Origin of the sequence: Burkholderia sp. BE17 (genome assembly GCF_009362305.1) — a bacterium.
Classification (GTDB): domain Bacteria; phylum Pseudomonadota; class Gammaproteobacteria; order Burkholderiales; family Burkholderiaceae; genus Burkholderia; species Burkholderia pyrrocinia_C.
Map to the genome: position 1 here is coordinate 26,163 of NZ_WHNU01000051.1, position 25,120 is coordinate 51,282.

21 protein-coding genes are annotated in these 25,120 nt (G+C 67.9%); 9 read left to right on the forward strand and 12 right to left on the reverse strand.

The features are described 5' to 3' along the window. Positions 1-4: 4 nt before the first annotated feature. Positions 5-2,389 carry an MCP four helix bundle domain-containing protein gene (locus GD429_RS33750; protein ID WP_152863696.1) on the reverse strand — a complete coding sequence of 795 codons (2,385 nt, stop codon included), beginning with the start codon at positions 2,387-2,389 and terminating at the stop codon, positions 5-7. A gap of 679 nt (positions 2,390-3,068) precedes the next feature. On the opposite strand from GD429_RS33750, the gene GD429_RS33760 reads away from it, so the two are divergent. Then, positions 3,069-3,752 (forward strand): alpha/beta hydrolase, encoded by a 684-nt coding sequence (locus GD429_RS33760; RefSeq protein WP_152863700.1) that lies wholly within the window; start codon positions 3,069-3,071, stop codon positions 3,750-3,752. Positions 3,753-3,804: 52 nt separating this feature from the next. On the opposite strand, the gene GD429_RS33765 is transcribed toward GD429_RS33760, so the two are convergent. Continuing rightward, complete coding sequence (locus GD429_RS33765; protein WP_152863702.1) at positions 3,805-5,310, reverse strand: amino acid permease; 1,506 nt, start codon at positions 5,308-5,310, stop codon at positions 3,805-3,807. A 103-nt stretch (positions 5,311-5,413) separates the two neighbouring features. Further along, a complete protein-coding gene (aspA, locus tag GD429_RS33770) occupies positions 5,414-6,820 on the reverse strand; it encodes an aspartate ammonia-lyase (protein ID WP_152863704.1) in 1,407 nt (468 codons plus the stop codon). A 154-nt stretch (positions 6,821-6,974) separates the two neighbouring features. Between aspA and GD429_RS33775 the strand changes: the two genes are divergently transcribed. Beyond that, complete coding sequence (locus GD429_RS33775) at positions 6,975-7,949, forward strand: LysR family transcriptional regulator (RefSeq protein WP_152863706.1); 975 nt, start codon at positions 6,975-6,977, stop codon at positions 7,947-7,949. A 113-nt stretch (positions 7,950-8,062) separates the two neighbouring features. Here the strand turns inward: GD429_RS33775 and GD429_RS33780 are convergent, their stop codons facing one another. The 6 genes from GD429_RS33780 to GD429_RS33800 form a co-directional block, all read right to left on the reverse strand. Beyond that, positions 8,063-9,127 carry an asparaginase gene (locus GD429_RS33780; protein ID WP_152863708.1) on the reverse strand — a complete coding sequence of 355 codons (1,065 nt, stop codon included), beginning with the start codon at positions 9,125-9,127 and terminating at the stop codon, positions 8,063-8,065. 169 nt (positions 9,128-9,296) lie between these two features. After that, positions 9,297-9,473 carry a hypothetical protein gene (locus tag GD429_RS40760; RefSeq protein ID WP_193727274.1) on the reverse strand — a complete coding sequence of 59 codons (177 nt, stop codon included), beginning with the start codon at positions 9,471-9,473 and terminating at the stop codon, positions 9,297-9,299. A gap of 8 nt (positions 9,474-9,481) precedes the next feature. Beyond that, positions 9,482-9,793 carry a hypothetical protein gene (locus GD429_RS33785; RefSeq protein WP_152863710.1) on the reverse strand — a complete coding sequence of 104 codons (312 nt, stop codon included), beginning with the start codon at positions 9,791-9,793 and terminating at the stop codon, positions 9,482-9,484. Between the two features lie 123 nt (positions 9,794-9,916). After that, on the reverse strand, positions 9,917-10,939 hold the full coding sequence (locus tag GD429_RS33790) for a DUF2891 domain-containing protein (RefSeq protein WP_152863712.1): 1,023 nt from the start codon (positions 10,937-10,939) through the stop codon (positions 9,917-9,919). Between the two features lie 19 nt (positions 10,940-10,958). Then, entirely contained in the window at positions 10,959-11,909 is a 951-nt protein-coding gene (locus GD429_RS33795; protein ID WP_152863714.1) for a DUF979 domain-containing protein, read from the reverse strand. Further along, positions 11,906-12,595, reverse strand: coding sequence for a DUF969 domain-containing protein (locus tag GD429_RS33800; protein WP_152863716.1), 690 nt, complete (start codon positions 12,593-12,595; stop codon positions 11,906-11,908). The genes GD429_RS33795 and GD429_RS33800 overlap by 4 nt, the downstream gene beginning before the upstream one ends. Before the next feature lie 344 nt (positions 12,596-12,939). Between GD429_RS33800 and GD429_RS33805 the strand changes: the two genes are divergently transcribed. Beyond that, positions 12,940-13,164, forward strand: a complete 225-nt coding sequence (locus tag GD429_RS33805) for a hypothetical protein (protein WP_047901264.1) — start codon at positions 12,940-12,942, stop codon at positions 13,162-13,164. Between the two features lie 48 nt (positions 13,165-13,212). Here the strand turns inward: GD429_RS33805 and GD429_RS33810 are convergent, their stop codons facing one another. Beyond that, entirely contained in the window at positions 13,213-13,641 is a 429-nt protein-coding gene (locus tag GD429_RS33810; RefSeq protein ID WP_152863718.1) for a hypothetical protein, read from the reverse strand. A gap of 345 nt (positions 13,642-13,986) precedes the next feature. On the opposite strand from GD429_RS33810, the gene GD429_RS33815 reads away from it, so the two are divergent. Continuing rightward, complete coding sequence (locus GD429_RS33815) at positions 13,987-14,991, forward strand: chemotaxis response regulator protein-glutamate methylesterase (protein WP_321575082.1); 1,005 nt, start codon at positions 13,987-13,989, stop codon at positions 14,989-14,991. A 58-nt stretch (positions 14,992-15,049) separates the two neighbouring features. After that, positions 15,050-16,114, forward strand: coding sequence for a diguanylate cyclase (locus GD429_RS33820; protein ID WP_152863720.1), 1,065 nt, complete (start codon positions 15,050-15,052; stop codon positions 16,112-16,114). A gap of 35 nt (positions 16,115-16,149) precedes the next feature. On the opposite strand, the gene GD429_RS33825 is transcribed toward GD429_RS33820, so the two are convergent. Next, positions 16,150-18,399, reverse strand: coding sequence for a putative bifunctional diguanylate cyclase/phosphodiesterase (locus GD429_RS33825; RefSeq protein ID WP_152863722.1), 2,250 nt, complete (start codon positions 18,397-18,399; stop codon positions 16,150-16,152). A 740-nt stretch (positions 18,400-19,139) separates the two neighbouring features. On the opposite strand from GD429_RS33825, the gene GD429_RS33835 reads away from it, so the two are divergent. Then, positions 19,140-19,862 (forward strand): haloacid dehalogenase type II, encoded by a 723-nt coding sequence (locus GD429_RS33835; protein ID WP_152863725.1) that lies wholly within the window; start codon positions 19,140-19,142, stop codon positions 19,860-19,862. Between the two features lie 67 nt (positions 19,863-19,929). On the opposite strand, the gene GD429_RS33840 is transcribed toward GD429_RS33835, so the two are convergent. Next, positions 19,930-20,889 carry a LysR family transcriptional regulator gene (locus GD429_RS33840; RefSeq protein WP_152863727.1) on the reverse strand — a complete coding sequence of 320 codons (960 nt, stop codon included), beginning with the start codon at positions 20,887-20,889 and terminating at the stop codon, positions 19,930-19,932. Positions 20,890-21,046: 157 nt separating this feature from the next. Between GD429_RS33840 and GD429_RS33845 the strand changes: the two genes are divergently transcribed. The 3 genes from GD429_RS33845 to mmsB all read left to right on the forward strand — a co-directional run bounded on the left by GD429_RS33845 (position 21,047) and on the right by mmsB (position 25,063). Then, positions 21,047-22,366: an MFS transporter gene (locus GD429_RS33845; protein WP_152863729.1), complete on the forward strand. Its 1,320-nt coding sequence runs from the start codon at positions 21,047-21,049 to the stop codon at positions 22,364-22,366. Positions 22,367-22,481: 115 nt separating this feature from the next. Further along, a complete protein-coding gene (locus GD429_RS33850; protein ID WP_152863731.1) occupies positions 22,482-24,008 on the forward strand; it encodes a CoA-acylating methylmalonate-semialdehyde dehydrogenase in 1,527 nt (508 codons plus the stop codon). 164 nt (positions 24,009-24,172) lie between these two features. After that, the gene (gene mmsB, locus GD429_RS33855) at positions 24,173-25,063 is read left to right on the forward strand and encodes a 3-hydroxyisobutyrate dehydrogenase (RefSeq protein WP_152863733.1); all 891 of its coding nucleotides are present in this window, start codon (positions 24,173-24,175) and stop codon (positions 25,061-25,063) included. Positions 25,064-25,120: the final 57 nt, after the last annotated feature.

Consider the following 25,120-nt stretch of genomic DNA (forward strand, 5'->3'; position numbering starts at 1 on the left):
GCCATCACTCCGCTGTGCCGACGTCCACGATGCGCGCGCGCTCGTGCGTGGCGCCGTGACCGGCACCGTCCGCCGCGAAACGCGCCGGCAGCGATACGATCGTCTCGAACGTGCGATACGGCGCGCCGACGCGATCGTCGGTGAAGCGCAGCGCGATGTCGCCGCCGTCGCGCTTCAGGAAGTTGCGCACCGCGTCCATGCCGACGCCGCGGCCCGACACGTCGGTTACCGCGTGCGCTGTAGAGAAGCCCGGCCGGAAGATCAGCTCGGCCACATCTTCGTCGGTGAGCGCCGCTTCGTTGTCCGCATCGATCCAGCCGCGCTCGCGCGCGATGCGGCGAATCCGGTCGAGCGCGAGGCCGCGACCATCGTCGCTCAACACGAACCACAACTCGCCGCCGCCCACGCCGACCGCGATGTCGATCGTGCCGGACGCCGCCTTGCCGGCCGCGCGCCGTTCTTCGGACGATTCGATCCCGTGGTCGATCGAATTGCGCAGCAGGTGCATGAACACGTTCTTCAGCGTCGCGCCGATCTCGCTGCGCACGCGATGGCCGTGGCTGTCGATATGCACGACGGGCGCCGGCTTGCCGAGTTCGGCCGCGAGCGACGGCAGCGACTCGATCACGCCGCCGAGCGCGTCGCCGATGCCCTGCGTGCCGAGCTGGCTCAGCATGCGGCGCACGGCATCGCGTGCCGCCTGCCAGTCGTTCGCGTTCGCCGGATCGGCGCCGTCGAGCACACGCAGGCTCTCGCTGATGTGCGCGCGTTCGACCATCAGGAAGTCGGCGCCGCCCTGCGCCGGTTCGCCGCTGCGGCCGAGCGTGACCGCGTTGATCGTCGCATAGCGGTCGACGGCCTCGCGCACGCGGGCCAGGTCGTCCATCAGCGCATCGCGGTTCCACTCGGGGCCGCCGTCCGCGCGGCGCAGCGTTTCGTATGCCTGCTCCGCTTCGTGGACGATGTTCGTCAGGTGCTGCAGGCTGTACGTGCGCGCATTGCCCTTGATCGTATGCATGTTGCGGAACAGCGCCGCGACGATCGAGTGATCGGCGCGCTCGTGCTGGCGGATCATCCGCTCGTTCTCGCTGAGGAAGCCGTTCGCGCTGTGCACGAAGTCGTGGAACTTGTCCTGGCTGATCGACAGGATCTCGCCGATCATCTCGAGGCGGCGCTGCTGCTCGCCGGCCTGCGCGGTCAGCTCGCGAATCTCGGTTACGTCGCGCACGCACAGCATCAGACGCACGACCGTATCGGTCTCATCGGTGATCGCCGACCAGCTCAGGTCGAGCCATTTCTCGCGGCCGTCCGGCATCCGCTTCGCGACTTCGTTGACGAGCAGGTGCGCATTGAATTCGAAGTTCATGCTGTCTTCGCCGAGGCATGCGTGCACGGCCGCATCGACCTGCGAGCGCGCGTCGGCGCCGATCGCCGAATCGTCGAACACGAGCGCCATCAGGTCGCGGCCGGCGATGTCGTTCGTCTCGAAGATGGTTTCGAGGTACGCCGAATACTCCGCATGCACGACACCGCCTTCGACGACGGTCAGGATCCCTTGCTGCATGTTCTGCAGCATCGCCTGGATGTCGGCCGTTTTCTGCTTGAGCTGCGCGGCGTTCTCCTGGATCTTCTCGATCATTCCGTTGAACGCGACGATCGAATGGCCGATCTCGTCCATCCGGCCCACCGGCACGCGGCGCGTGAAATCCTGGCTCGTCGCGATCTCGCTCATCATCGTCTGCATCCCGATCAGCGGGCGCGTGATCTGGCGATACAGCACGAAGCCGAGCGCGGTCAGCAGCACGATCACCGTGCCCGCGACGCCCGCGATCGCGGTTGCCGTCGTCGCGAGCATCCCGTTCAGCGCGCTGATCGCGTCGTCCTTCTGGCGGTTCTTCTCGACGCGCAGCGTGTCGACGATGCTTTCGAGTTCATCGCGATACTGCGCGACGTTCGCGAACAGGTAGGCCTGCGCCATCTCGACCTTGCCGTCGGCCTTCATCTTGACGGTGTCGTCGATCGCCGCGAAGTAGTTCGCGGCGCTGTCCTTCGCCTGCGTGACGAGGCCTTCCTGCGCGCGGCCGACCGCCGATTTCGCCTGCCCGTCGAGTGCGGTGCGCAGCGCGGCCTGCTTCGCCTTCAGCTCGTCGCGCGCCTGCGCGGCGGTATTCGCGTCGGGCGCGTAGACGAGCGTCATCGTCGCGATCTGGATGTTCTTCACATCGGCGACGAGATCGGCCGACGCGAGCGCGCTCGGCACGATTCCCTGGGTGACCTGGCGCACCTCGGACGCGCTCTTGCGCGTCTGGTACACGGCATAGATGCCGATCGCGGACAGCGCGAAGAACGTCAGGACGACTAGCAGCGTAATACGATGACGGATGGTCATGAGTACAGCTCCCCGCAGCGATCCGGCTTCGATCGCCCTTTGGTCTATTGAAAGAATATGAGCGGCGAATTATCGGGGATGGTGTATGACTGTCCGATGACCGTTAATCAATCGATCATTGAGAAAATTGGAATGATTAATTGCGGCGGGAAAAACCTAAAGTTTTTCGCAGTCTTGCCGTTAACGTCCGGGCTCCAGCACCCGTGCCGATGCTGGCTTTGCCGAATCGGCGGGGTAGCGGATATTCATTGTTTTATTCGCCCACGGCAATCCGAACCTATTGAATATCGGTAAAACGTTTGCGCATTATCGACGAACCGGTTTGTTCCGGAATTTTTTTATAATCGATGCGTCGTTCGGTGAGCGGATTCGTCGATGCGCAAGCGCGACCCCCTCCCCTCGGCAGATCCGAACCTGCATTGCATACCGTTCAGCTTTCGCGGGGCACGGCGAGCCGGTCTTCGACTTGCAGCCCCGGGGCGCGCTCGATCGGCCTGTCGCCAGCGGATATTTCGGCCTGTGGTCCGCGCCATGCTTCGCGATATCGGCAATCTGTCCCTCGATATGAACCGCGACCGTATTCATTCCCCTCAGGAAATAATCAATCGCCAACCGGCGATTCACCTCTCCGGCCGCACGCTCTAGACTGTCGTATCGTTTCCCTTTCCGGACCCACGCGATGACCGACGTCCTGCCGCTGACCACCGACCCCGATTCGGGCCTCCAGTACCGGCTGCGCCCGGCCGCCGGCCGCCCCGCCGCCCGCCTGTTGCTGCTGCATGGCGTCGGCGGCAACGAAACCAACCTGCTGAACGTGGCCGATCTGATCGATCCGCGCATCGAGATCGCGTTCGCGCGCGGCCCGCTCACGTTCGGGCCCAATCAGCACGCGTGGTTTCCGGTGCGCTTCGGCCCGAACGGCCCCGAAATCGATGCGGCCCGCGCGGACGCCAGCCGCGTGCAACTGATCACGCTGCTGCGCGCCTTGCGCGCGCAGGACGGCGCGGGCGCCGCGTTGCCGACCGTAATCGCCGGCTTCAGCCAGGGCGGCATCATGAGCGCGAGCGTCGGCCTCACGTCGCCGGCCGACGTCGCCGGGTTCGCCGTGCTGTGCGGCCGCATCCTGCCGGAAATCGATCCGCTGATCGCGCCGCGCGATGCGCTTCGCCCGTTGCATGCACTGATCGTGCACGGCCGCTTCGACGACAAGCTGCCCGTCGCATGGGCCGACACCGCCGATGCAAGACTCACGGCGCTCGGCGTCGCGCACGACACGCGGCTTTACGCGGCCGGCCACGAACTGACCGCGGAGATGGCCGCCGATTTCGGCCGATGGGTCGGCGAACGCACCGGGTTGAACTGACCGCACCGGCGAAGCCGGCCCGCGAACGTGCCGGCGCCCCCGGCACGTACCGTCACGCGTTCTGCGCAGGATCCGCGACGGCGCGCACGGCCGCGGGCGCCGCAACCATCCGCTCACGCTCGGCACCGCGCTTCGCAAGCTTCCAGCCGATCACCAACGCGAGCACGACAACCGGAATCGTCGCGACGGTCCACGTGCCGCCCGGGTAGTCGAACGCCATCAGCACCAGCACGCCGACGAGGAATGCGAGCGTGAGCCACGACGTGAACGGCGCGCCGGGCATCCGGAACGACACGGCCTTCAGCTCGCCGCGATTGACCGCGCGGCGGAACAGGATCTGGCTCATCACGATGAAGCCCCATGTCGTGATGATTCCGAGCGACGCCATGTTCAGCACGATCTCGAACGCCTGGGCCGGCACGATGTAGTTCAGCGGCACGCCGATCGCATTGATCGCGACCGTGATCAGGATCCCGCCGTACGGCACGCCGCGCGCATTCATCCGCGACACGAAGCGCGGCGCCGACCCGCCCATCGCGAGCGAGCGCAGCACGCGCCCGGTCGAATAGAGGCCCGAATTCAGGCTCGACAGCGCGGCGGTCAGCACCACGACGTTCATCACCGTGCCGACGTACGGCACGCCGAGCTTGCCGAAGAACGTCACGAACGGGCTTTCGTGCGAGCTGTATGCGGTCCACGGCAGCAGCAGCGTCAACAGCACGACCGAACCGACGTAGAACAGCGCGATACGCCACATCACGCCGTTGATGGCCTTCGGCAGCACCTTGCGCGCATCGGCGGTCTCGCCCGCCGCAACACCGACGAGCTCGATGCTCGCATACGCGAACACGACACCCTGCACGATCAGCACGGCCGGCAGGATGCCGTGCGGAAAGATCCCGCCGTGATCCGCGACGAGGTGAAGCCCCGGCATCTGGCCGGCAACGGGATGGCCGCTCGCGAGGAACACGGCGCCGACCGCGAGGAACACCGCGAGCGTGCCGACCTTGACGAGCGAGAACCAGAACTCCATCTCGCCGAACACCTTCACGCCGATCATGTTCATCACCGACACGATCCCGAGCGCGCCGAGCGCGAACACCCATTGCGGCACGTCCGTGAACGCGGCCCAGTACTTCATGTAGATCGCGACCGCGGTGATGTCGACGATGCCGGTCGTCGCCCAGTTCAGGTAGTACATCCAGCCCGCGACGAACGACGCGCGCTCGCCCATGAACTCCCGCGCATACGACACGAAGCTGCCGCTGGTCGGCCGGTGCATCACGAGCTCGCCGAGCGCGCGCATGATCAGGAACGCGAACACGCCGCAGACGAGATACACAAGCGCCAGTGCGGGCCCCGCGCTTTGCAGGCGGCCGCCCGCGCCGAGAAAGAGGCCGGTGCCGATCGCACCGCCCATCGCGATCATCTGCACGTGCCGCGGCTTCAAATGCTTCGCATAACCGGCTTCGTGCGACGCGAACATCGCGTCGGGATCGGCGTGACGGGAATCCGCGCCGCCGGCCGTATCGGCCGGCCGCTCGCTGGTGTGTTTCATCGTGAGTCTCCGTGTATTGATGTGTCGCGCCCCGCTCCGGGGCGCTTTTCGAACGGCCGCGCGCGTGCCGCCGGCGGCATGCGCCGGCGCCGCGCGGCCGGTGTCAAAGCACGCGCGGCCGGATCAGTGCTTCGGGCTGCAGCGCGTCGTCCAGTTGCGCGTCGGTCATCAGTTCGCGCTCCAGCACGACCTCGCGGATCGACTTGCCGGTCGCGTGCGCTTCGGCGGCCACGGCGGTCGCGCGCTTGTAGCCGATGTACGGGTTCAGCGCGGTCGCGAGCGCGACCGAGCGCTCCATCGTTTCGCGCAGCCGCTCGGGATTCGCGGTGATCCCGCTCACGCACCGCTCCGCGAGCGTCGTGCACGCGGCCGTCAGGTGGCTGAAGCTGCGGAACAGCGCGCTGGCGATCACCGGCTCGAATGCGTTGAGCTGAAGCTGTCCGGCCTCGGCGGCGAAGGTCACGGTCAGGTCGTTGCCGAACACCTCGAACGCAACCTGGTTGACGACTTCCGGGATCACCGGATTCACCTTGCCGGGCATGATCGACGAGCCGGCCTGCACGGGCGGCAGGTTGATCTCGCCGAACCCCGCGCGCGGGCCGCTCGACAGCAGCCGCAGGTCGTTGCAGATCTTCGACAGCTTCACGGCGATCCGCTTGAGCACGCCCGAGACCTGCACGAACGCGCCGCAATCCTGCGTCGCCTCGATCAGGTTCGGCGCGGTGCTCAGGTCGAGCCCGGTGATGCGCCGCAGCGCCGCCAGCGCCTTCTCCGCGTACTCCGGATGCGCGGTGATCCCCGTGCCGATCGCGGTCGCGCCGAGATTGATCTCGCGAATCAGCCAGCCGGCTTCCTGCAGCCGCGCGATGTCTTCGGTCAGCATCACCGCGTACGTCGAGAATTCCTGGCCGAGCGTCATCGGCACCGCGTCCTGCAACTGCGTGCGGCCGAGCTTCAGCAGGCCCGCGAACGCGTCGGCCTTCTCCGCGAACGCATCGCGCAGCCGCGCCATCGCTTCGAGCAGATGCTCGACCGCGAAGCACGTCGCGATCCGGATCACGGTCGGATAAACGTCGTTGGTGCTCTGCGCGAGATTGACGTGCTCGTTCGGATGCAGGTATTCGTACTGCCCGCGCGCATGCCCCATGATTTCGAGCGCGCGGTTGCAGATCACCTCGTTCGCGTTCATGTTGGTCGACGTGCCGGCCCCGCCCTGGATGACGTCGACGACGAACTGGTCGTGCAGGCGCCCTTCGCGGATCTCGACGCACGCGGCGGCGATCGCATCGCGATACGGTCGCGGAAGCAGCCCGAGCTCGCAGTTGGCGTCGGCCGCGGCTTCCTTCACGGCCGACAGCGCCATCACGAGGTACGGCAGCGTCGCGATGCTGCGGCCGGTAATGTCGAAATTCTCTTTCGCGCGCAGCGTATGAACGCCGTAGTAGGCATCATCCGGAATGCTTCGCTTACCTAAAAGATCCGCTTCGACGCGGAAGCCGTTTTCTGCCATCGTGCCCTCCTGAATGTCTCGTGCCGCTGTCTCGTGCCGCTCGTCGTGCGCCGCTTCCCGACGCGACGGGTTCGCATTCTATGCCTTTGCAAAAACAAGCTCGCCTATGTATTATCGAAAGCGGTTTTGCGTGGGACGCAACAGCGAGAATCGAATGAAAAAAGGCATGAGGGAGACAGGCATCGATCACCTCGGCGCGATGCGCGCGTTCGTGAGGGTGGTCGAAACAGGGAGTTTTTCGGCGGTCGCGAAGGAGATGCACGTGTCGACGTCGACCGTCGCGCGCAAGGTGACGGCGATCGAGGACGCGCTCGGCGTCGCGCTGCTGCACCGTTCGACGCACAGCGTGACGCTGACCGAGGCCGGCCACATCTACCTGGAGCGCGCGGTCACGCTGATCTCCGATCTCGACGACACGCTGCGCGTGGTCGCCGAGCTGAATGCGCAGCCGAGCGGCCCGCTGAAGCTCACCGCACCGGTCGCGTTCGGCCGCCGCCACCTCGCGCCGCTGGTCGCGCCGTTTCTCGCGCGCTATCCGACGATCCAGCTCGACGTGCGGCTCACCGACAACCACAACGACCTCGTGGCCGGCGGCTTCGATCTCGACATTCACGAGGGCGAGAACTACCTGGACAACCTGGTCGTTCACCGGCTGTCGCGCAACGACAGCATCCTGTGCGCGACGCCCGGCTATCTCGATCGCTGCGGGCGCCCGTCGACGCCGGACGACCTGAAGCACCACAACTGCCTGCGCTACGTGCACCCGGAAGGCGATCCGCGCTGGGAGCTCGTGCAGGGCGACGCGCGGCACAGCGTGCTGCCGGCCGGCAATCTCGTCACCGACCATTCGGAGCTGCTGCTCGAAGCGACCTGCGCGGGGCTCGGCATCGCGGAGTTCGAGATCTGGCTGGTGCGCGACCTGCTCGCGAGCGGGCAACTCGAAGCCGTGCTGCCGCGCTACCGGCTGCAGAACCGGCTGACGGGCGAATTCATCTACATCGCGTATCTGGCGAACCGGCGCAGCTCGGCGAAGCTGCGCGTGCTGAAGGACTTTCTCGCGGAACATCTCGCGCAGATCGGCGAGCTGTCGGACGTCGAGCTGGCGAAGATTCGCGGCGCTCGCGGGTAGCGCGCGTGTCCGCGTTCGCGCTTGTGTTCGCGTTCGTGTCGATCAGCTAGCGGGCGGGCGCCGATGTGCGCGGCCCGGATCACGGGCCGGCGGCATCTGCGCTGTGACGACGCTCAGGCTGGCTGCAATTCGAACGGGAACGTGGCGTGCCCGATCTCGACGCCCTGCGTATTGAGCATCCGCGGCCGGTGGAAGCCGGCCAGTTGCGCGCACTGCGCGGCCGTGCCGATCTGCAGCCGCTCGAGCAGTTCGCTGACGACCATGTAGAGCACGTCGAGATTGCCGTCCTCGATCTTCACCGAGATGCCGAGCGCACCGTCGGCGCCGAGCCGCCGCGTGTTCTCCGATGCACGCACGCCGAGCCCGTAGCACGCATCGGCGCCGAGCTTGCCGACCACCTGCCCGTCGAACGCATTCATCAGCACCGTGCAATAGCGCCCGTCGCCGGCGACCAGCTCCGGATGCGCCGTCATCGCACGATGAATGCGCGCCAGCGCACGAACGCGACCGGTAATCTCGCCGCCGCCCGCTTCCACCTTGTCCGCGCCGTCGGCCAGCGATGCGTAGAGACGCGCCAGCCGATCCAGCGAAAACGCCGGCGTCGGCAGGTTGCACCCGTCGATCGCCCAGTCGACTTGGTCGTCGCGCAAGCCGCACGCATCGGCCACGACATGCTTCACGCGCACCTGCATCGGATGGTCGGGCAGATGGTAATCGGCCATCGCGGCGCCGATCGCCTGCGCGCCGGCCAGCATCCCGACGTGCTTGCCCGAACAGTTGCTGCACACGCCGGTCGGCGTGTAGTCGCGCTTGATCCACGACCGGTACACCTCATCGGACAACGGCGGATGGCCGCCGCAACGCAAATCCGATTCGTGTGCGGCGACCTTGGCAAGCATCGCCCGCGTGCGTTCGATGTGCCGGTCCTCACTGCTGTGCGACGCGCACATCAGCGCGATGTCCGCGTCGTCGAAGCCGAACCGCTCGGGCGCGCCCGTCTCGATCACCGACAGCGCCTGGGCCGGCTTGGCCGCCGAGCGCGCCAGCGTCATCCGGAACGGATCGCCGAACCGGGCGAGCAACCGGCCGCTTGCATCCACCACCGCCACATGAGCGACGTGCGTGTTCTCGATCGCATTGCCGCGGTACGTGACGACCGCTGCGCGTTGGGTGTCCATCGTGTCCTGTCTCCTTGCTCGGGGCCTGGTTGCCGGGGCCCGTCCAACCGGTACGGAAGTGTATCGAGTCACCGCCGCCGCGAACCGGTCGGGCAATGGAAAGCGGTGTTGCATGCGACGCAAAGGCAGCGGTGCGGCCCATGGAAACCTGACCGAATCAGCACAAAAATCATGCTCGTCGCTTCCTGACGCCCTCCTTGTAGTCGAGCCCCGAATCCTTCACGCCGCCGGACGGCGTCGGTTGGCCGACCGGCAGCCGTGCACCGCGCGCGATCGCACCGTTCACCTGCTGCTCGCGGCAATTTGCGGCCGCTTCGTCGATCACGGTGCTGTACGTCGAACGCACTCACGCACTCACGCGAGGTGGTAGCGCAGCCAGAAGGTTTCGCGGCATGCGTTGTCGAACGTCAGCCGCGACGGGCTGACCGGCTGCGCATCGGGATGGCGCAGCACGTCGTAATCGATCCAGCATTCGGCACACAGCAGGTCCGACGGCGCGCGGTCCTGCTCGACCGAGCGGCGCACGATCGCGCCGTTGTCGAAGCGGTATTCGGTTTCGTCGCGCACGACCTCGACATCGTCGTCGGTCCAGCGGTCGTGCGACACGATCGACACGGGGCCGGCGAGCCCGTGGATCGCGGCGACGTAGGAAATGAGCTTGTGCATGAAGAGACGGCGAACTGGCGGATGGCCGCTTCGCGCGATGAATGCGGCGCGAAGCGGACCGAGCGGCGAGTATAGCCGCGCAGGAATGACCTTGCCGCCGGCGGGGTTTCGCTCGCTCGCGCGCTACGCTTCCAGCGCAAGCAACGCGAACGTCGCGAGCCAGTGCTCGCCCATGTAGTCGCCGGCCACGTGCGCGAGCGCGCTCGCGAGATGCCGGCCGGCCGCGTCGAGCAGCTTCGCGCGCCGCGCGTCGCCTTCCGGCAGCGCGCCGGCGAGCGCACGCTGGCACCACGCGCGGCTCAGGTTCAGCCCGTCGAGGTGCGCGATCTTGCCGTCGCTGCGGTCGCTGACCGTCGCCGGCTCGAACAGCGTCGCCGGCTCGCCGCGCGCGAGATCGGGCAAAAAGCGCGCGAACCAGCCGTCGAATTCGGCCGCCGGCAGCACGCGCCGCATCAGCTCGGCCTCCATCAGCGCGGGCGACAGGAATTCGTCGCCCGACGGCTCCCACGCCTGGCACGCGACGTCGTTCAGGTGCCAGCGCTTCGCGGTGTCGACGATCAGCGCCGCGAGCCCGTCGCGCTGCGTGTCGCGCGCGAAGTCGAGCGCGACACGCAGCGCGAACGCGGTGTTGAAGTGCGTGCCGACGCGCAGCGGATAAGTCGCTTTCGGCAGGAAGGTCTCGAAGCGCGACACGAACAGGTCGGTGAGCGGCGCCATCGTTTTCGCCCAGCGCGCGGCCTGCGGCAGCGCACCCTTCAGCGCGAGCCGCTCGAGCTGCGCGGACAGCGCGAGCAGCCACGCCCAGCCGTACGGCCGTTCGAAGCCGCTGTTGTGCGGCAGCGCGAGATACGCGCGCTCGCCGGCGACGTTCGCGTCGGTGAAGTGCGCGTCGACGATCGCGACGATGCGCTCGGCCTCCGGCAGCGCCGGATAACGTTCGAGCACGCGCAGCACGAGCCAGTAGCCGTGCACGCACGAGTGCCAGTCGTAGCTGCCGTAGAAGATCGGGTGCAGCGCGCGCGGCCCCTGCACGTCGTGCGGGCCTTCGAGCGAATGCGTGAGCTTGTTCGGATATTCGCGGGTCAGGTGCGCGAGCGCGAGCGACGCGAATTTCGATGCGAGTTCGGGCGTGAGTCGGTCGGTCATTGGAATCTCGTCCATCGAGTCAGAAGCGGAATGCGAATGCATACATCAGCAGCGTGTTCACGGCCAGCAACAGCACGGCCGTCGGCCACTGCGCCTTGATCACGCCGTTCTTGTCCTTCAGTTCGAGCAGCGCCGCCGGCACGATGTTGAAGTTCGCGGCCATCGGCGTCATCAGCGTACCGCAGAAGCCGCTCAGCATCCCGATCGCGCCGACGATCGCCGGGTTGCCGTGGAACTGGTGGACGATCAGCGGCAGGCCGATGCCGGCCGTCATCACCGGGAACGCGGCGAAGCCGTTGCCCATGATCATCGTGAACAGCGCCATGCCGACCGTGTAGGCCGCGACGACCGCGAACGGCGAATCGATCGGCACCCAGTCCTTCACGAGCCCCGACACCACGCCGCCGACACCGGCGACCGCGAACAGCGCGCCGAGCGCCGCGAGCATCTGCGGCAGGATCGCGGCCCAGCCGACCGCGTCCATCGTGTGGCGCGCTTCCTTCAGCGCATGCACGGGCGAATCGCGCAGCATCGCGAGCGCGACGACGAACGCGACGATCGTGCCGAGCACGAGCGAGATCAACGTCACGCTCTTCGGGTCGACGAACGGCACGAGCTTCAGCGCGAACGTGCCGACCAGCGTGACGACCGGGATCAGCAGCGCGGGCAGGAACAGCCGGTTGCCGAAGCGCTGCGCGAGGGTTTCGCGCCGCGCGGCCGCCGCCTCGCCGGCTTCGACCGATTTGCCGCGGCCGAGCTTGCCCGAGCCGGCGATCACCGCGAGCGCGATCGCGAGGCAGCCCGTCACGAAATGCGGCAGCAGCGCGCCGAACAGGAACGTGACCGCATAGATCGCCCAGAACGCGAAATTGACGACGCGGCGCGGATTCGTGCGGTCCGTCAGGTTGAAACATGCGAACGCGGCGAACATCAGCCCCGCCAGCGTGTACAGCGATTCGAGGCCGATCATCGCGCGCCCTCCCGCGCCAGCAAGCCGAAGCCGCGCGCGAGCCGGCGGTCGAGCAGCGCGAGGCGCGTGCAGTGGATCAGCAGCGCGGCGATCGCGGTCGGGATCGCCCACACCGACAGGTGCAGCGGCTCGATGGCGATCCCGTTCTGCTCGAGAAAGCCCTTGATCAGCAGGATCGACTGGATCGCGATGAAGATGTCCTCGCCGAAGAACACGGCGACGTTGTCGACGCCCGACGCGTGCGCGCGGATCTGCTGGCGGACCGACTCGGGCAGCTCGCCATACCGGTTGACGGCGGCGGCTTCGGCCATCGGCGCGATCAGCGGCCGCACCATCTGCGCATGGCCGCCGAGCGACGTGAGGCCGAGCGCGGCCGTCGCCTGGCGCAGCACGAAGTACAGCATCAGCACGCGGCCCGTGGTCGCCGCCTGCACGCGCGAGATCATCCGCTTCGCCTGCTCCTTGAGCCCGTTGCGCTCGAGCAGCGCGATCACCGGCAGCGTCAGCCAGATGAGGCCCATGTAGCGGTTTTCGGTGAAAGCCTTGCCGAACGCGCTGACGATGTCGACGAGATTCAGCCCGCCCGCCAGCCCCGTCGCGAGCCCCGCGATCGTGACCACCAGCAGCGCATTGAAGCGCAGCGCGAAACCGATCACGACGATCGGCACCCCAATCAGCACCAGCATTGCTCCTCCTTGTGTTGGACGCGCGGCGCCTTCGCGACGCGCCGCCTGCCCGGTTTGGACCGGGCTCGGACCGCAAAATCTAACACGAGACTTTATCGATAAAAAGTCGACGATTTGCCGATTCGGGTAAACGTTGAAGCGTGCGGACACCGTGCGCGGGCCGTGTGCCGGCGGCATTTCATCGGAGGAATCGACCACCGGTCGGCCGGCGCGGCGCGCTCGTCGCGACGCGCGCCTGCCTGCATTCGCACGGCCGGCGGCCGGCGGCACGGGCCGCCGCGCGTGGCGGAGCCTCGGTGCGCCGACTACACTGGAAAGCATCGGCAACGTACGGGAGAGCCGCCATGATTGACGTATTCCAGACCATCGGCAGCCGCGCGTTCTCCGCTCATCTGGCGAAGGACGGGATGGTGACGCTGATGGAACAACGCCATGAAGTCGACCGCGTGACGCTCGCGACCGCCTATGCCGCGCTCGTCGAGGAGGCCGAGCAGGAAGCCGACCTGCTCGACGCGACGGTCGAAGGCATGATGCGCGCGCTGATCCAGGGGTACGCGCGCAGCCATTGACCGCGCGGCCGCGCATCCGGTGCCCGGCGGGTGCCCGGTTGCGGCCCGCTATGCGGCCGGCGTGCCGGCGCCCATGCCGAACCACCGGCCCGCGCGCAATTGCCCGTGGTCGGCCCGCGTGAAGATCCTCAACAGGTTCGATACGGCGCCGTTGCTGCCCCGGTCGAGCTGTGTCAGGAACGCTTCGACCTCGTCGCGGCCGGCAAACAGGATCGTGCTGAAGTAGCGTTCGCGCTCGGCGTCGGACAGGTTCGTCGCGCGCAACTGGTACGGATGATGAAGCGCCGCGAACAGGAAGTAGTAGCGCTCGGCGTCGTCGCGCAGCACGCGCACCGCGTCGGGCTCGACCGGAAATTCGCGGTGGAACGACGCGTGACCGCTCTCGATGTCGATCCGGTACAGCAAGCGGCCGTCGCGTTCGATCACGACCGGCGCGTACCGGTCGCGGCTGACGAGCGTGGTGTCGGGCGCAGCCATCCGATTCTCCTCGTTCTTGTTGTCGGAGCCGGCACGGTAACATGCGCGCTTCGGCGGCCTGCCGTGGCGAGATCGCGTGGCCCCGGCATGCACGAGTGCGCCGGCCCGGTTCCGTTACCGGCCGAAAACGCCGCATCGTCATGGCGGAAACGCACTGAAACGGCGCAACGCGCAAATTTTTCGATTGCCGCCGCCCGCGCCGCATGACAGCATTCGGGGCGTCGACAACCAAGAAGAATGCCGTGCCGCCCGGCCGCAGATGCCGCCCGTCGGCGCCGAACAGGCAGCCCCTTCCATGAACCCGGCCTACCTCCAACACTACGAACCGACCGGAGAATTCCGCTTGTGAACATCGGCATCGTCAACGACCTCCCGCTTGCCGTCGAGGCGATGCGCCGTGCGATCTCGCATCGACCCGAGCACCGCGTGCTGTGGGTCGCGACCGACGGCGCGCAGGCCGTCGAACTGTGCGCCGCGCAGCCGCCCGACGTCGTGCTGATGGACCTGATCATGCCGAAATTCGACGGGATCGAAGCGACGCGGCGGATCATGCGGTCCGAACAACCGTGCGCGATCCTGATCGTGACGAGCTGCATCGGCGCAAATGCGTGGCGCGTGTTCGAGGCGATGGGCGCCGGCGCGCTCGACGCGGTCGACACGCCGCGGCTCGGCGATGGCGCGGCCGGCGATACGACCAAATTACTGCTTGCGAAGATCGACCAGATCGGCCGACTGCTCGATGCGCCCGGCGGCACGCGCGGTGCCGGCATGGCCACCCGCGCCGACGGCGGCCCGCTGGTCGCGATCGGCGCATCGGCCGGCGGCCCCGGCGCGCTCGCGTCGATCCTCGGCGGCCTGCCGGCCGATTTCAGCGCGCCGATCGTGATCGTGCAGCACGTCGACCGCGCGTTCGCCGAAGGCATGGCGCAATGGCTCGACGGCCAGACGCCGCTCGCCGTGCGCGTGGCGCGCGAAGGCGACCGCCCGCAGCCGGGCGTCGCGCTGCTCGCCGCGACCGACGATCACCTGCGCATCACGCGCGCCGGCACGCTCGAATACACGCGCGAGCCGGCCGCCACGCCGTATCGCCCGTCGGTCGACGTGTTCTTCAACAGCCTGACCGAGCACTGGCCCGGCCGCGTGATCGGCGTGCTGCTCACCGGGATGGGACGCGACGGCGCGATCGGCCTGAAGGCGCTGCGGATGAAGGGCTACCATACGATCGCGCAGGACGAGGCGACGAGCGCCGTGTACGGCATGCCGAAGGCGGCCGCGACGCTCGGCGCGGCGCGCGCGATCCTGCCGCTCGGCCGCATTGCGGGCGAACTGGCGGCGCTCGCGCGGATCTGATCCCGACGATGAACACGCGCAACACCCATGCCTGCCCTTGCAACAACCCGCATCGATCATGACTAGCGACCTGACCCGCCCGCCGGGCGGCCCGCATACGCCGCCCGCCGACGTGCCGGCAATGGTGTTGCTGGTCGACGACCAGACGATCGTCGCCGAAGCCGTGCGACGCGCGCTCGTCGACGAGGAAGGCATCGACTTCCACTACTGCCCGCGCTCGGACGACGCGATGGCCACCGCGATCGAGACGCGGCCGACCGTGATCCTGCAGGACCTCGTGATGCCCGGCACCGACGGGCTGAGCCTCGTGAAGACGTACCGCGCGAATCCGGCGACGCGCGACGTGCCGATCATCGTGCTGTCGACGCAGGAAGAGCCCGTGATCAAGAGCGCCGCGTTCGCGGCCGGCGCGAACGACTACCTCGTGAAGCTGCCCGACCGCATCGAGCTCGTCGCGCGCATCCGCTACCACTCGCGCTCGTACGTGAACCTGCTGCAGCGCGACGAGGCCTATCGTGCGCTGCGGCAATCGCAGCAGCAACTGCTCGAGGCCAATCTCGAACTGCGGCGCCTCACGCACTCGGACGGGCTGACCGGGCTGTCCAACCGGCGCTATCTCGACGAATACCTGGCCGCCGAATGGCGGCGCGGCACGCGCGAGCGCAACGAGCTGTCGCTGCTGATGATCGACGTCGACAATTTCAAGCTGTACAACGACACGTACGGGCACGTGTCGGGCGACAGCGTGCTCAAGCAGATCGCGTCGACCATCGAGCGCTGTCTCGGGCAGTCCGGCGATCTCGCCGCGCGCTTCGGCGGCGAGGAATTCGCGGTCGTGATGCCGGCCTCGTCGCCGGGCGCCGCGCGGCTGCTCGGCGAGAAGATCCGTCTTGCGGTCGAGGCGCTGCGGCTGCGGCACGCGCATTCGTCGACGGGCAACACCGTGACGATCAGCATCGGCGGCGCGAGCATCGTGCCGGCGCCCGGCCTGCCGACGACCGTGCTGATCGAGGCCGCCGACCGTGCGCTGTACCGTGCGAAGCACGAAGGCAAGAACCGCGTCGAGATCGACGCGACGCCGCCGCCCGGCGCCGGCGGGTTCGGCGCGCCGCGCGACGACTAGGGTTCGTTACTGGCGCAAACAGGCCCCGGCCGTGCTCACGCGGCGCCGAGCCGGCGCGCGTAGTCGTTCGCGTCGAGCGGCCGGCTGAACAGGTAGCCCTGCTGCATGTCGCAGCCGATCTGCTGCAGGAACCACGACTGCGCCTGCGTCTCGACACCTTCGGCCGTGACCTTCATCCCGAGCGAATGCGCCATCGCGACCACCGCCTGCGTGATCGCGACCGAGTCGTGATGATCGGGCACGCCCGACACGAACGAACGGTCGACCTTCAGGTTGTGCAGCGGAAAGCGCTTCAGGTACGCGAGCGACGAATAACCGGTGCCGAAATCGTCGACGGAGATCCGCACCTTCATGTCCGTGAGCGCTTCGAGCATCGGCAGCACGGTGTCGGTGTCGTTCATCAGCAGTCCTTCGGTGATCTCGAGTTCGAGCGCGGACGGATCGAGCCGCGTTTGCGCGAGACAGCGGCCGACCGATTCGACGAGCCCTTCGTGGAACTGCCGCGGCGACAGGTTGACGGCCACCATCAGGTCGGGCGCGATCGTGCGGCGCCATTCGGCCGCCTGCCGGCACGCGGTTTCGAGCACCCACTGGCCGATCGAGACGATCAGCCCCGTATCTTCGGCGACCGGAATGAATTCCGTCGGCGACATCGGCCCGAGTTCGGGGCTCGTCCAGCGCAGCAGCGCCTCGGCGCCGACCGTGCGGCCGGTGCGCGCATCGACGACGGGCTGATACGCGAGCCGCAGCATGTCCGACGTGAGCGCGCGCCGCAGTGACTGCTCGACCGCGAAGCGGCGCTGCAGCCGCAGGTTGAGCTGCGCGGTGAAGAACGTGAAGTGGTTGCGGCCGTGCTGCTTCGCGTCGTACATCGCCGAATCGGCGTTGCGCATCAGCGTGACGGCGTCGTCGCCGTCGCGCGGCGCGACGCTGATTCCGATCGACACGCCGAGCCAGTACTCGTTGTTCGCGATCGCGAACGGCTTCGCGATCGCGTCGATCACCTCGCGCGCGAGCACCGCGAGGCGGTCGGGATCGTCGCAGTCCTCGACGAGGATCACGAATTCGTCGCCGCCGACGCGCGTCAACGCATGCCGGCCGCCCGCGCAGGCCGCGAGCCGCGCCGCGACGCTGCGCAGCAACGCATCGCCGGCGTCGTGACCGGCCGTGTCGTTGACTTTCTTGAAGCCGACGAGATCGATGAACAGGATCGCGACGCGCGCGGGCCCGTCCGTCGCATCGTGCCCGTCGAACAGCTCGCGCATGCGGTCGCCGAGCCAGCGGCGGTTGTAGAGGCCCGTCAGCGCATCGCGCGTCGCCAGGTAGCGCAACTGCTGCTGCGCTTCGCGCACCGGACCGATGTCGTTGAACGACACGAGCACCGAGTCGGCCTGCGTCTCGCCCGGCTTCACGATCGGCACCGCGTTGCCGCGCACCCAGATGATGTCGCCATCCGCCAGGCTGAAGCCGACCGTGTAGTCGAGCAGCGGCGTGGCCGTCTCGAGCGCGAGCCGGCTCGGCCATTCTTCCGGCGCGATCGGCGTGCCGTCCTCGCGCAGCTTGCGCAGGATCACCGTCGACAGCCGGCGGCCGACGAGGTCGCCCTGCACGTGCATCATCCGGTTCGCGCTCGGGTTGCTCGCGACCACGACGCCGTCGCGCGACACGACGAGGATCCCTTCGTTCAGGCTGTTGACGACGAGCCGGTGATGTTCCTCGCTGCGCGCGAGCTGCCGCACCATCCGGTCCTGGTGAACCGCGAGGCCGACGCTGTTGCCGATGTCGCGCAACAGCGCGGTTTCCTCGTCGCTCGGCCGGCGCGGCGTGCGGTGATAGACGGCGAACGCGCCCAGCACGGCGCCCGCGTCGTCGAGGAACGGCACCGACCAGCACGCGCGCAGGCCCAGCGGCAACGCGACGGAACGGTAGTCGGCCCACAGCGGATCGGTTTCGATGTCCTCGACGGCAACCATCCGGCGCTCGTACATCGCCGTGCCGCACGAGCCCGCGGCGGGCCCGATCGATGCGCCGTCGATTGCGGCGCTGTACTGTGCGGGCAACGACGGCGCCGCGCCGACACGCACGTGCACGCCGTCCGTATCGAGCAGCAGGATCGTGCACGATGCGCCGTCGCCGAGCAAAGTCTCGGCACGCCGGCAGACCTCGATCAACAGTTCCGGCAGCGGCGTGTTGCGCGTGATCAGCCTCAGCACGCTCTGCTCGGACGCGAGCACTTCCGCCGCGAGGCCGAGGCTGTAACGAGAACTTTGCGGTTCGGTATTCAAGTTGAATCCTGCCGTCCGTCCGATCGGGTCTGATGCGCCCGATTCGTTATCGATCCTTCGTGCCGTTTTTCGCTCCGGGTTTACGCCGATGCCCGGTGCGCCCCGTGTGCGCGCCGAACCATCGCGCACCGAAACATATTTAACACCAATCCGTGAGACCCCGCGCATCCGCACGCATCAGGGCTTACGCGCGGTTGATGCGTCGCTTGCGGCCGACCGTCAGCCTTCCGAAAGGTTTGCGCGCCGCGCGACGGCCTCGGGCGCGTTTGCGCGCGCCGCACGCATCCGTCGAAAGCGATTCGTCGAATTGTTGCGGCGCACTACCTCGATCTCTTTCAATCGTCCGTGCCGGGTTGCGTGTGCGTCACGGCCTTCCGCGCATCGAGCGCGGCCGCGACCGGCCCGCTCACGAGCGCCGCATACGGCGCACCGACCGTGTCGGGTATGTCGACAGTTTCAGCGGCAGTTGGCCGACGTGCTCGCCCGCCCGTGCGGCAGGGTCGAACGCGCAGGCCGACTGTTCGGCGACCGCGGGGCTGGTCCGCCACGACACCGATTCGGGCTCGCAGCGGCGCGCCCCCACGCTGCCTCTTGCATCCGTTCCGGCGGCCTCGGGACAACATCGCGGCCCGGCCAAGCCGCGTTTTCGTATCCGTGATTCAATGTCGATCGAACCGGCGTCGCGCATTCCGGCGGCACGGCGATGTGTGTCCTCATCGAACGACCTTCACTGGATCACCATGACGAACCCCACCGAAATCAAGGCGCTCGTTTTCGATGTCTTCGGAACGATCGTCGACTGGAGAAGCGGCGTCGCACGCGGTGCCGCGACCTTTCTGGAGCGCCACGCGCCGGCGCTCGATCCGTTCGAGTTCGCCGATGCGTGGCGAGCCGAATACTCGCCGTCGATGGAAGAGATCCGCAGCGGGCGCCGCCGCTACGTGCGGCTCGACGTGCTGCATCGCGAGAACCTCGTGCGCACGCTCGACCGCTACGGGATCGTCGACGTGCCCGACGCGGATATCGATGCGCTCAACCTCGCGTGGCACAGCCTCGACCCGTGGCCCGACGCCGTCGCCGCGCTGCATCGGCTGAAGCGGCGCTTCATCATCGCGCCGCTGTCGAACGGCAACATCCGGCTGATGGTCGACGTCGCGAAACGCGCGGGGCTGCCGTGGGACGCGATCCTCGGCGCGGAAGTCGTCCGCGCGTACAAACCGTCGCCGCAGGTGTACAGCGACACGGTCGAGATTCTCGGCGTCGCGCCGGCCGAGCTATGCCTGGTCGCGGCGCACAACGGCGATCTCGCCGCCGCGCGCCGGCTCGGGCTGTCGACCGCGTTCGTGCTGCGGCCGACCGAACATGGCCCCGGCCAGACGACCGACCTGGAAGCCGACGATGCGTGGGACTTCGACGTCAGGGACCTGAACGAACTCGCGGATCGGTTCGGCTGCCCGGGTTGAACGCCGGCTGCGCGGTTTGCCCCTTCGCCACGAGCGCCGCGCGAATCGCTGCCTCTTCCGTCACCGGCTATCCCGGCTCGCCGACGAATTTCAACGTCCCCGACTCCCCCATCAGCAATTCCCGGTTCGCATCCGCCGCCGCGCGCAGGTAATCCCACAGCGCGGTCACACGCCGCAGCTTGCGCAGATCCTCGCGGCAGGTCAGCCAGAAGCACCGCGTGACGACCACGTCGTCCGGCAGCACCGACACCAGCGCCGGCTGCGCGGCCGCCATGAAGCACGGCAGGATCGCGAGCCCGCCGCCCTGCAGCGCCGCGAAATATTGCGCGATCACGCTCGTCGTGCGCAGCCCGGCCGTCGCGCCCGGCACCGCGCGGTCCAGGTACAGCAGCTCGTTGCTGAATGCGAGATCGTCGACATAGCTGATGAACGCGTGCCGCGCGAGATCGTCGGTGCACATGATCGGCGCATGGTTCGCGAGATAGTCGCGCGTCGCGTAGAGCCGCAACTGGTAGTCGCACAGCTTCGTGACCACGTAAGGCCCGCGCTCGGGCCGCTCGAGCGTGATCGCCAGGTCGGCCTCGCGCTTCGGCAGGTTGACGAAATGCGGGACCGGCAGCAGGTCGACCGTCACATGCGGATGCGCTGCGCGAAACTGCGCGAGCTGCGGCGCCAGGAAAAAGCAGCCGAACCCCTCGGTCGACCCGATCCGCACGTGGCCCGACAGCGCCTCGCCGGTGTTCGCGACCTGGTCGCACGCGGATTGCACGGTCGTCTCCATCGCGTCCGCATACGCGACGAGCCGCTGCCCTTCGGCCGTCAGCGCGAAGCCGCCGGAGCGCGACTTGTCGAACAGCAGCGTGCCCATCGCGGCCTCGAGCGCGCGAACGCGCCGCGCGACGGTCGTGTAGTCGACCCCGAGCCGCTTCGCGGCGCCGCTCGCGCGCTGCGTGCGCGCGACTTCGAGGAAAAAGCGCAGGTCGTCCCAGTTCAGGTTGCCGGAAACCGGCTCGGTGGCATGTCGCATCGGCGGGGAAAAAGGGGCTGGAGTCTCCGGGCCGGCCGTCGATATGCATAAATGCACATCCAACCGGTTTCTTTATCGGTACATCATGAATCTGCGCATAACTATACTCGACCGTGACCTGCGGACCATGAGCCGCGGCAACCACCACGGAGACACCATGCAGACCCGATCCACCCTCGATGAGCATGCGACAGTCGCGACGCCGGCCCCCGAGCGCACCGCGAAGCACTACCTGCTGGCCGGCTGGGCCAGCATGGCCGGCACGACGATCGAGTGGTACGACTTCTTCCTCTACGGCACGGCCGCCGCGCTCGTGTTCAACCGCATCTTCTTCCCGTCGCTGGACCCCGTGGTCGGCACGCTCGCCGCGTTCGGCACGTTCGCGGTCGGCTTCATCGGCCGGCCGATGGGTGGCATCGTGTTCGGCCACTTCGGCGACCGGATCGGCCGCAAGTCGATGCTGATGATCACGCTGCTGCTGATGGGCGTGCCGAGCATGATCATCGGGCTGATCCCGTCGTACGACAGCATCGGCTACTGGGCGGCCGCGCTGCTGATCGCGATGCGCTTCCTGCAGGGGATGGCCGTCGGCGGCGAATGGGGCGGCGCGGTGCTGATGGCCGTCGAGCATGCGCCGAAGGGCCGCAAGGGGCTGTTCGGCAGCCTGCCGCAGACGGGCGTCGGGCTCGGCCTGATCCTGTCGTCGCTCGCGATGGCCGCGGTGGCCGCGCTGCCGGAAGCGGACATGCTGTCGTGGGGCTGGCGCGTGCCGTTCCTCGCGAGCATCGCGCTCGTCGGCCTCGGCTGGTTCATCCGCGCAAAGGTGCCCGAGTCGCCCGACTTCGAGAAGATGCGGCGCCAGGGCAAGGCCGAGAAGTCGCCGGTGACGGCCGCGCTGCGCCGCCATCCGCGCGAGGTGCTGACTATCGTCGGCGCACGCGCCGCCGAGAACACGTGGTTCTACATGGTGGTCACGTTCGCGCTCGCCTACGCGACGCAGCAGCTTCATCTGCCGAAGGCCGAGATGCTGCACGCGATCACCGCGGGCGCCGTGCTGTCGCTGGTCACGATGCCGCTGTGCGGCCACCTGAGCGACCGCATCGGCCAGCGCCGGATGTTCGCGATCGGCCTCGTGCTGATGTGTGCGTTCGCCGCGCCGTTCTTCATGATGCTCGGCACGCAGCAGACGTCGTACGCATGGTGGGCGATCGTGCTCGGCCTCGGCGTCGTGTTCCCGATCCTCTATGCGCCGGAATCGCTGCTGTTCGCGCAGCAGTTTCCGGCGGAAATTCGCTACAGCGGCATCTCGCTGTCGGTGCAGCTCGCCGGCGTGATCGGCGGCGGCTTCGCGCCGATGATCGCGACGTCGCTGCTCAAGGCCGGCGGCGGCCAGCCGCATTACGTGATCGCGTATCTCGTCGGCTTCGGCGTGTTCGCGCTCGTGTGTACCGCACTGATGCGGCCGCCGCGCACCTGAGCACGCCGCCGGTATCCGTCCGAACCCGGTTCGTCCTGCTATCCGCCGCGCCTGCACGTGCGGCGGATACAGGCTGCCTTTTCATTGCAACACCGCTTCCTTCCCGGAGATTTCCATGAACGCCGCAGTTCCCCAGACCACCCTCGCCCTGCCCACCGCCAAGCTGCTGATCGACGGCGCGTTCGTCGAATCGCAAAGCGCCGAATGGGGCGACATCGTCAACCCCGCGACGCAGGAAACGATCGGCCGCGTGCCGTATGCGACGCTCGACGAGGTCGACGCCGCGATCGCGTCCGCGCAGCGCGCCTTCCTGACCTGGAAGACGACGCCGATCGGCGCGCGGCTGCGCATCATGCTGAAGTTCCAGGATCTCGTGCGCCGCAATCTCGAACGGATCGCGCACACGCTGACGGCCGAGCAAGGCAAGACGCTGCCCGACGCGCAGGGCGACATCTTCCGCGGCCTCGAAGTGGTCGAGCACGCGTGCTCGATCGGCACGCTGCAGCAAGGCGAATTCGCGGAGAACGTCGCGGGCGGCGTCGATACCTACACGCTGCGCCAGCCGATCGGCGTGTGCGCGGGCATCACGCCGTTCAACTTCCCCGGGATGATCCCGCTGTGGATGTTCCCGATGGCGATCGTGTGCGGCAACACGTTCGTGCTGAAGCCGTCGGAGCAGGACCCGCTGTCGACGATGCAGCTCGTCGAACTCGCGATCGAGGCCGGCGTACCCAAAGGTGTCCTGAACGTCGTGCACGGCGGCAAGACGGTGGTCGACCGCCTGTGCACGCATCCGGACATCAAGGCGATCTCGTTCGTCGGCTCGACGCGCGTCGGCACGCACGTGTACAACCTCGGCAGCCAGCACGGCAAGCGCGTGCAGTCGATGATGGGCGCGAAGAACCATGCGGTCGTGCTGCCCGATGCGCATCGCGAGCAGACGATCAACGCGCTCGTCGGCGCGGGCTTCGGCGCGGCCGGCCAGCGCTGCATGGCGACGTCGGTCGTCGTGCTCGTCGGCCAGGCGCGCGACTGGCTGCCCGAACTCGTCGAGAAGGCGAAGCTCTTGAAGGTGAATGCGGGCGCGGAAGCCGGCACCGACGTCGGCCCGGTCGTGTCGAAGACCGCGAAGGAACGCATCCTGTCGCTGATCGACGAAGGCGTGAAGGCCGGCGCGAAGCTCGAACTCGACGGCCGCAACGTGACGGTGCCCGGCTACGAGCGCGGCAACTTCGTCGGCCCGACGATCTTCTCGGGCGTGACGACCGACATGTCGATCTATACGGAAGAAATCTTCGGGCCGGTGGTGGTCGTGCTCGAAGCCGACACGCTCGACGAAGCGATCGCGCTCGTCAACCGCAACCCGATGGGCAACGGCGTCGGGCTGTTCACGCAGAGCGGCGCGGCCGCGCGCAAGTTCCAGAGCGAGATCGACATCGGCCAGGTCGGCATCAACATCCCGATTCCGGTGCCGGTGCCCTACTTCAGCTTCACCGGCTCGCGCGGCTCGAAGCTCGGCGACCTCGGCCCGTACGGCAAGCAAGTCGTGCAGTTCTACACGCAGACGAAGACGGTCACCGCGCGCTGGTTCGACGACGATGCAACGGCCGGCGGCGTGAACACGACGATCGCGCTGCGCTGATAGATATGCATGCGGCCGGACTAAGCGCTAAAGCGCCAAGTCCGGTCGGCCGCAAAGCATGGGACCGGATTAAGCGCTGAAGCACCAAGTCCGGTCGACCGCGAAGCATGGGACCGGACTAAGCGCTGAAGCGCCAAGTCCGGTCGACACACAGGAGACTGCACTTGGAAATCGCATTCATCGGGCTCGGCAACATGGGCGGCCCCATGACCGCCAACCTGCTCAAGGCCGGCCACGCGCTGACGGTGTTCGACCTCGACGCGAACGCGGTGAACGCCGCGGTGCGCGCGGGCGCGACGGCGGCCGGCTCGCCGCGCGACGCGGCCGCGCGCGGGGCGGTCGTGATCACGATGCTGCCGGCCGCGCAGCACGTGCGCGCCGTCTACCTCGGCGACGACGGCGTGCTGGCCGGCGCGCGCGCCGGCGCAACGCTGATCGACTGCAGCACGATCGACCCCGGCACCGTGCGCGCGGTAGCGGAAGCCGCCGCGCAGCGCGACTTCCCGCTCGCGGACGCGCCCGTGTCGGGCGGCACCGGCGGCGCGCAGGCCGGCACGCTGACCTTCATGGTCGGCGCGGACGCCGCGCTGTTCGAGCGCATCCGCCCCGTGCTGCTCGACATGGGCAAGAACGTCGTGCATTGCGGCGGCACGGGCACCGGGCAGATCGCGAAGATCTGCAACAACCTGCTGCTCGGGATCTCGATGATGGGCGTATCGGAAGCAATGGCGCTCGGCGCCGCGCTCGGCATCGAGCCGGCCGTGCTGGCCGGCATCATCAACACGTCGACCGGCCGCTGCTGGAGCTCGGACACGTACAACCCGTATCCGGGCGTGAGCGACACGGCGCCGGCCGCGCGCGCTTATGCGGGCGGTTTCGCTGCGAACCTGATGCTGAAGGATCTCGGGCTCGCGACCGAAGCCGCACGAAGCGCGCATCAGCCGGTGTGGATGGGCGCGCTCGCGCAGCAGCTTTATCAGTCGATGAGCCAGCAGGGGCTCGGCGCGCTCGACTTTTCCGCGTGCGTGAAGCTGTACGAGGCGCAGCCGGCGTAGCCGACGCGGCAAGCACCGGACGTGCGCCGACCCGCGATGCGCTTGCGCGTATCGCGG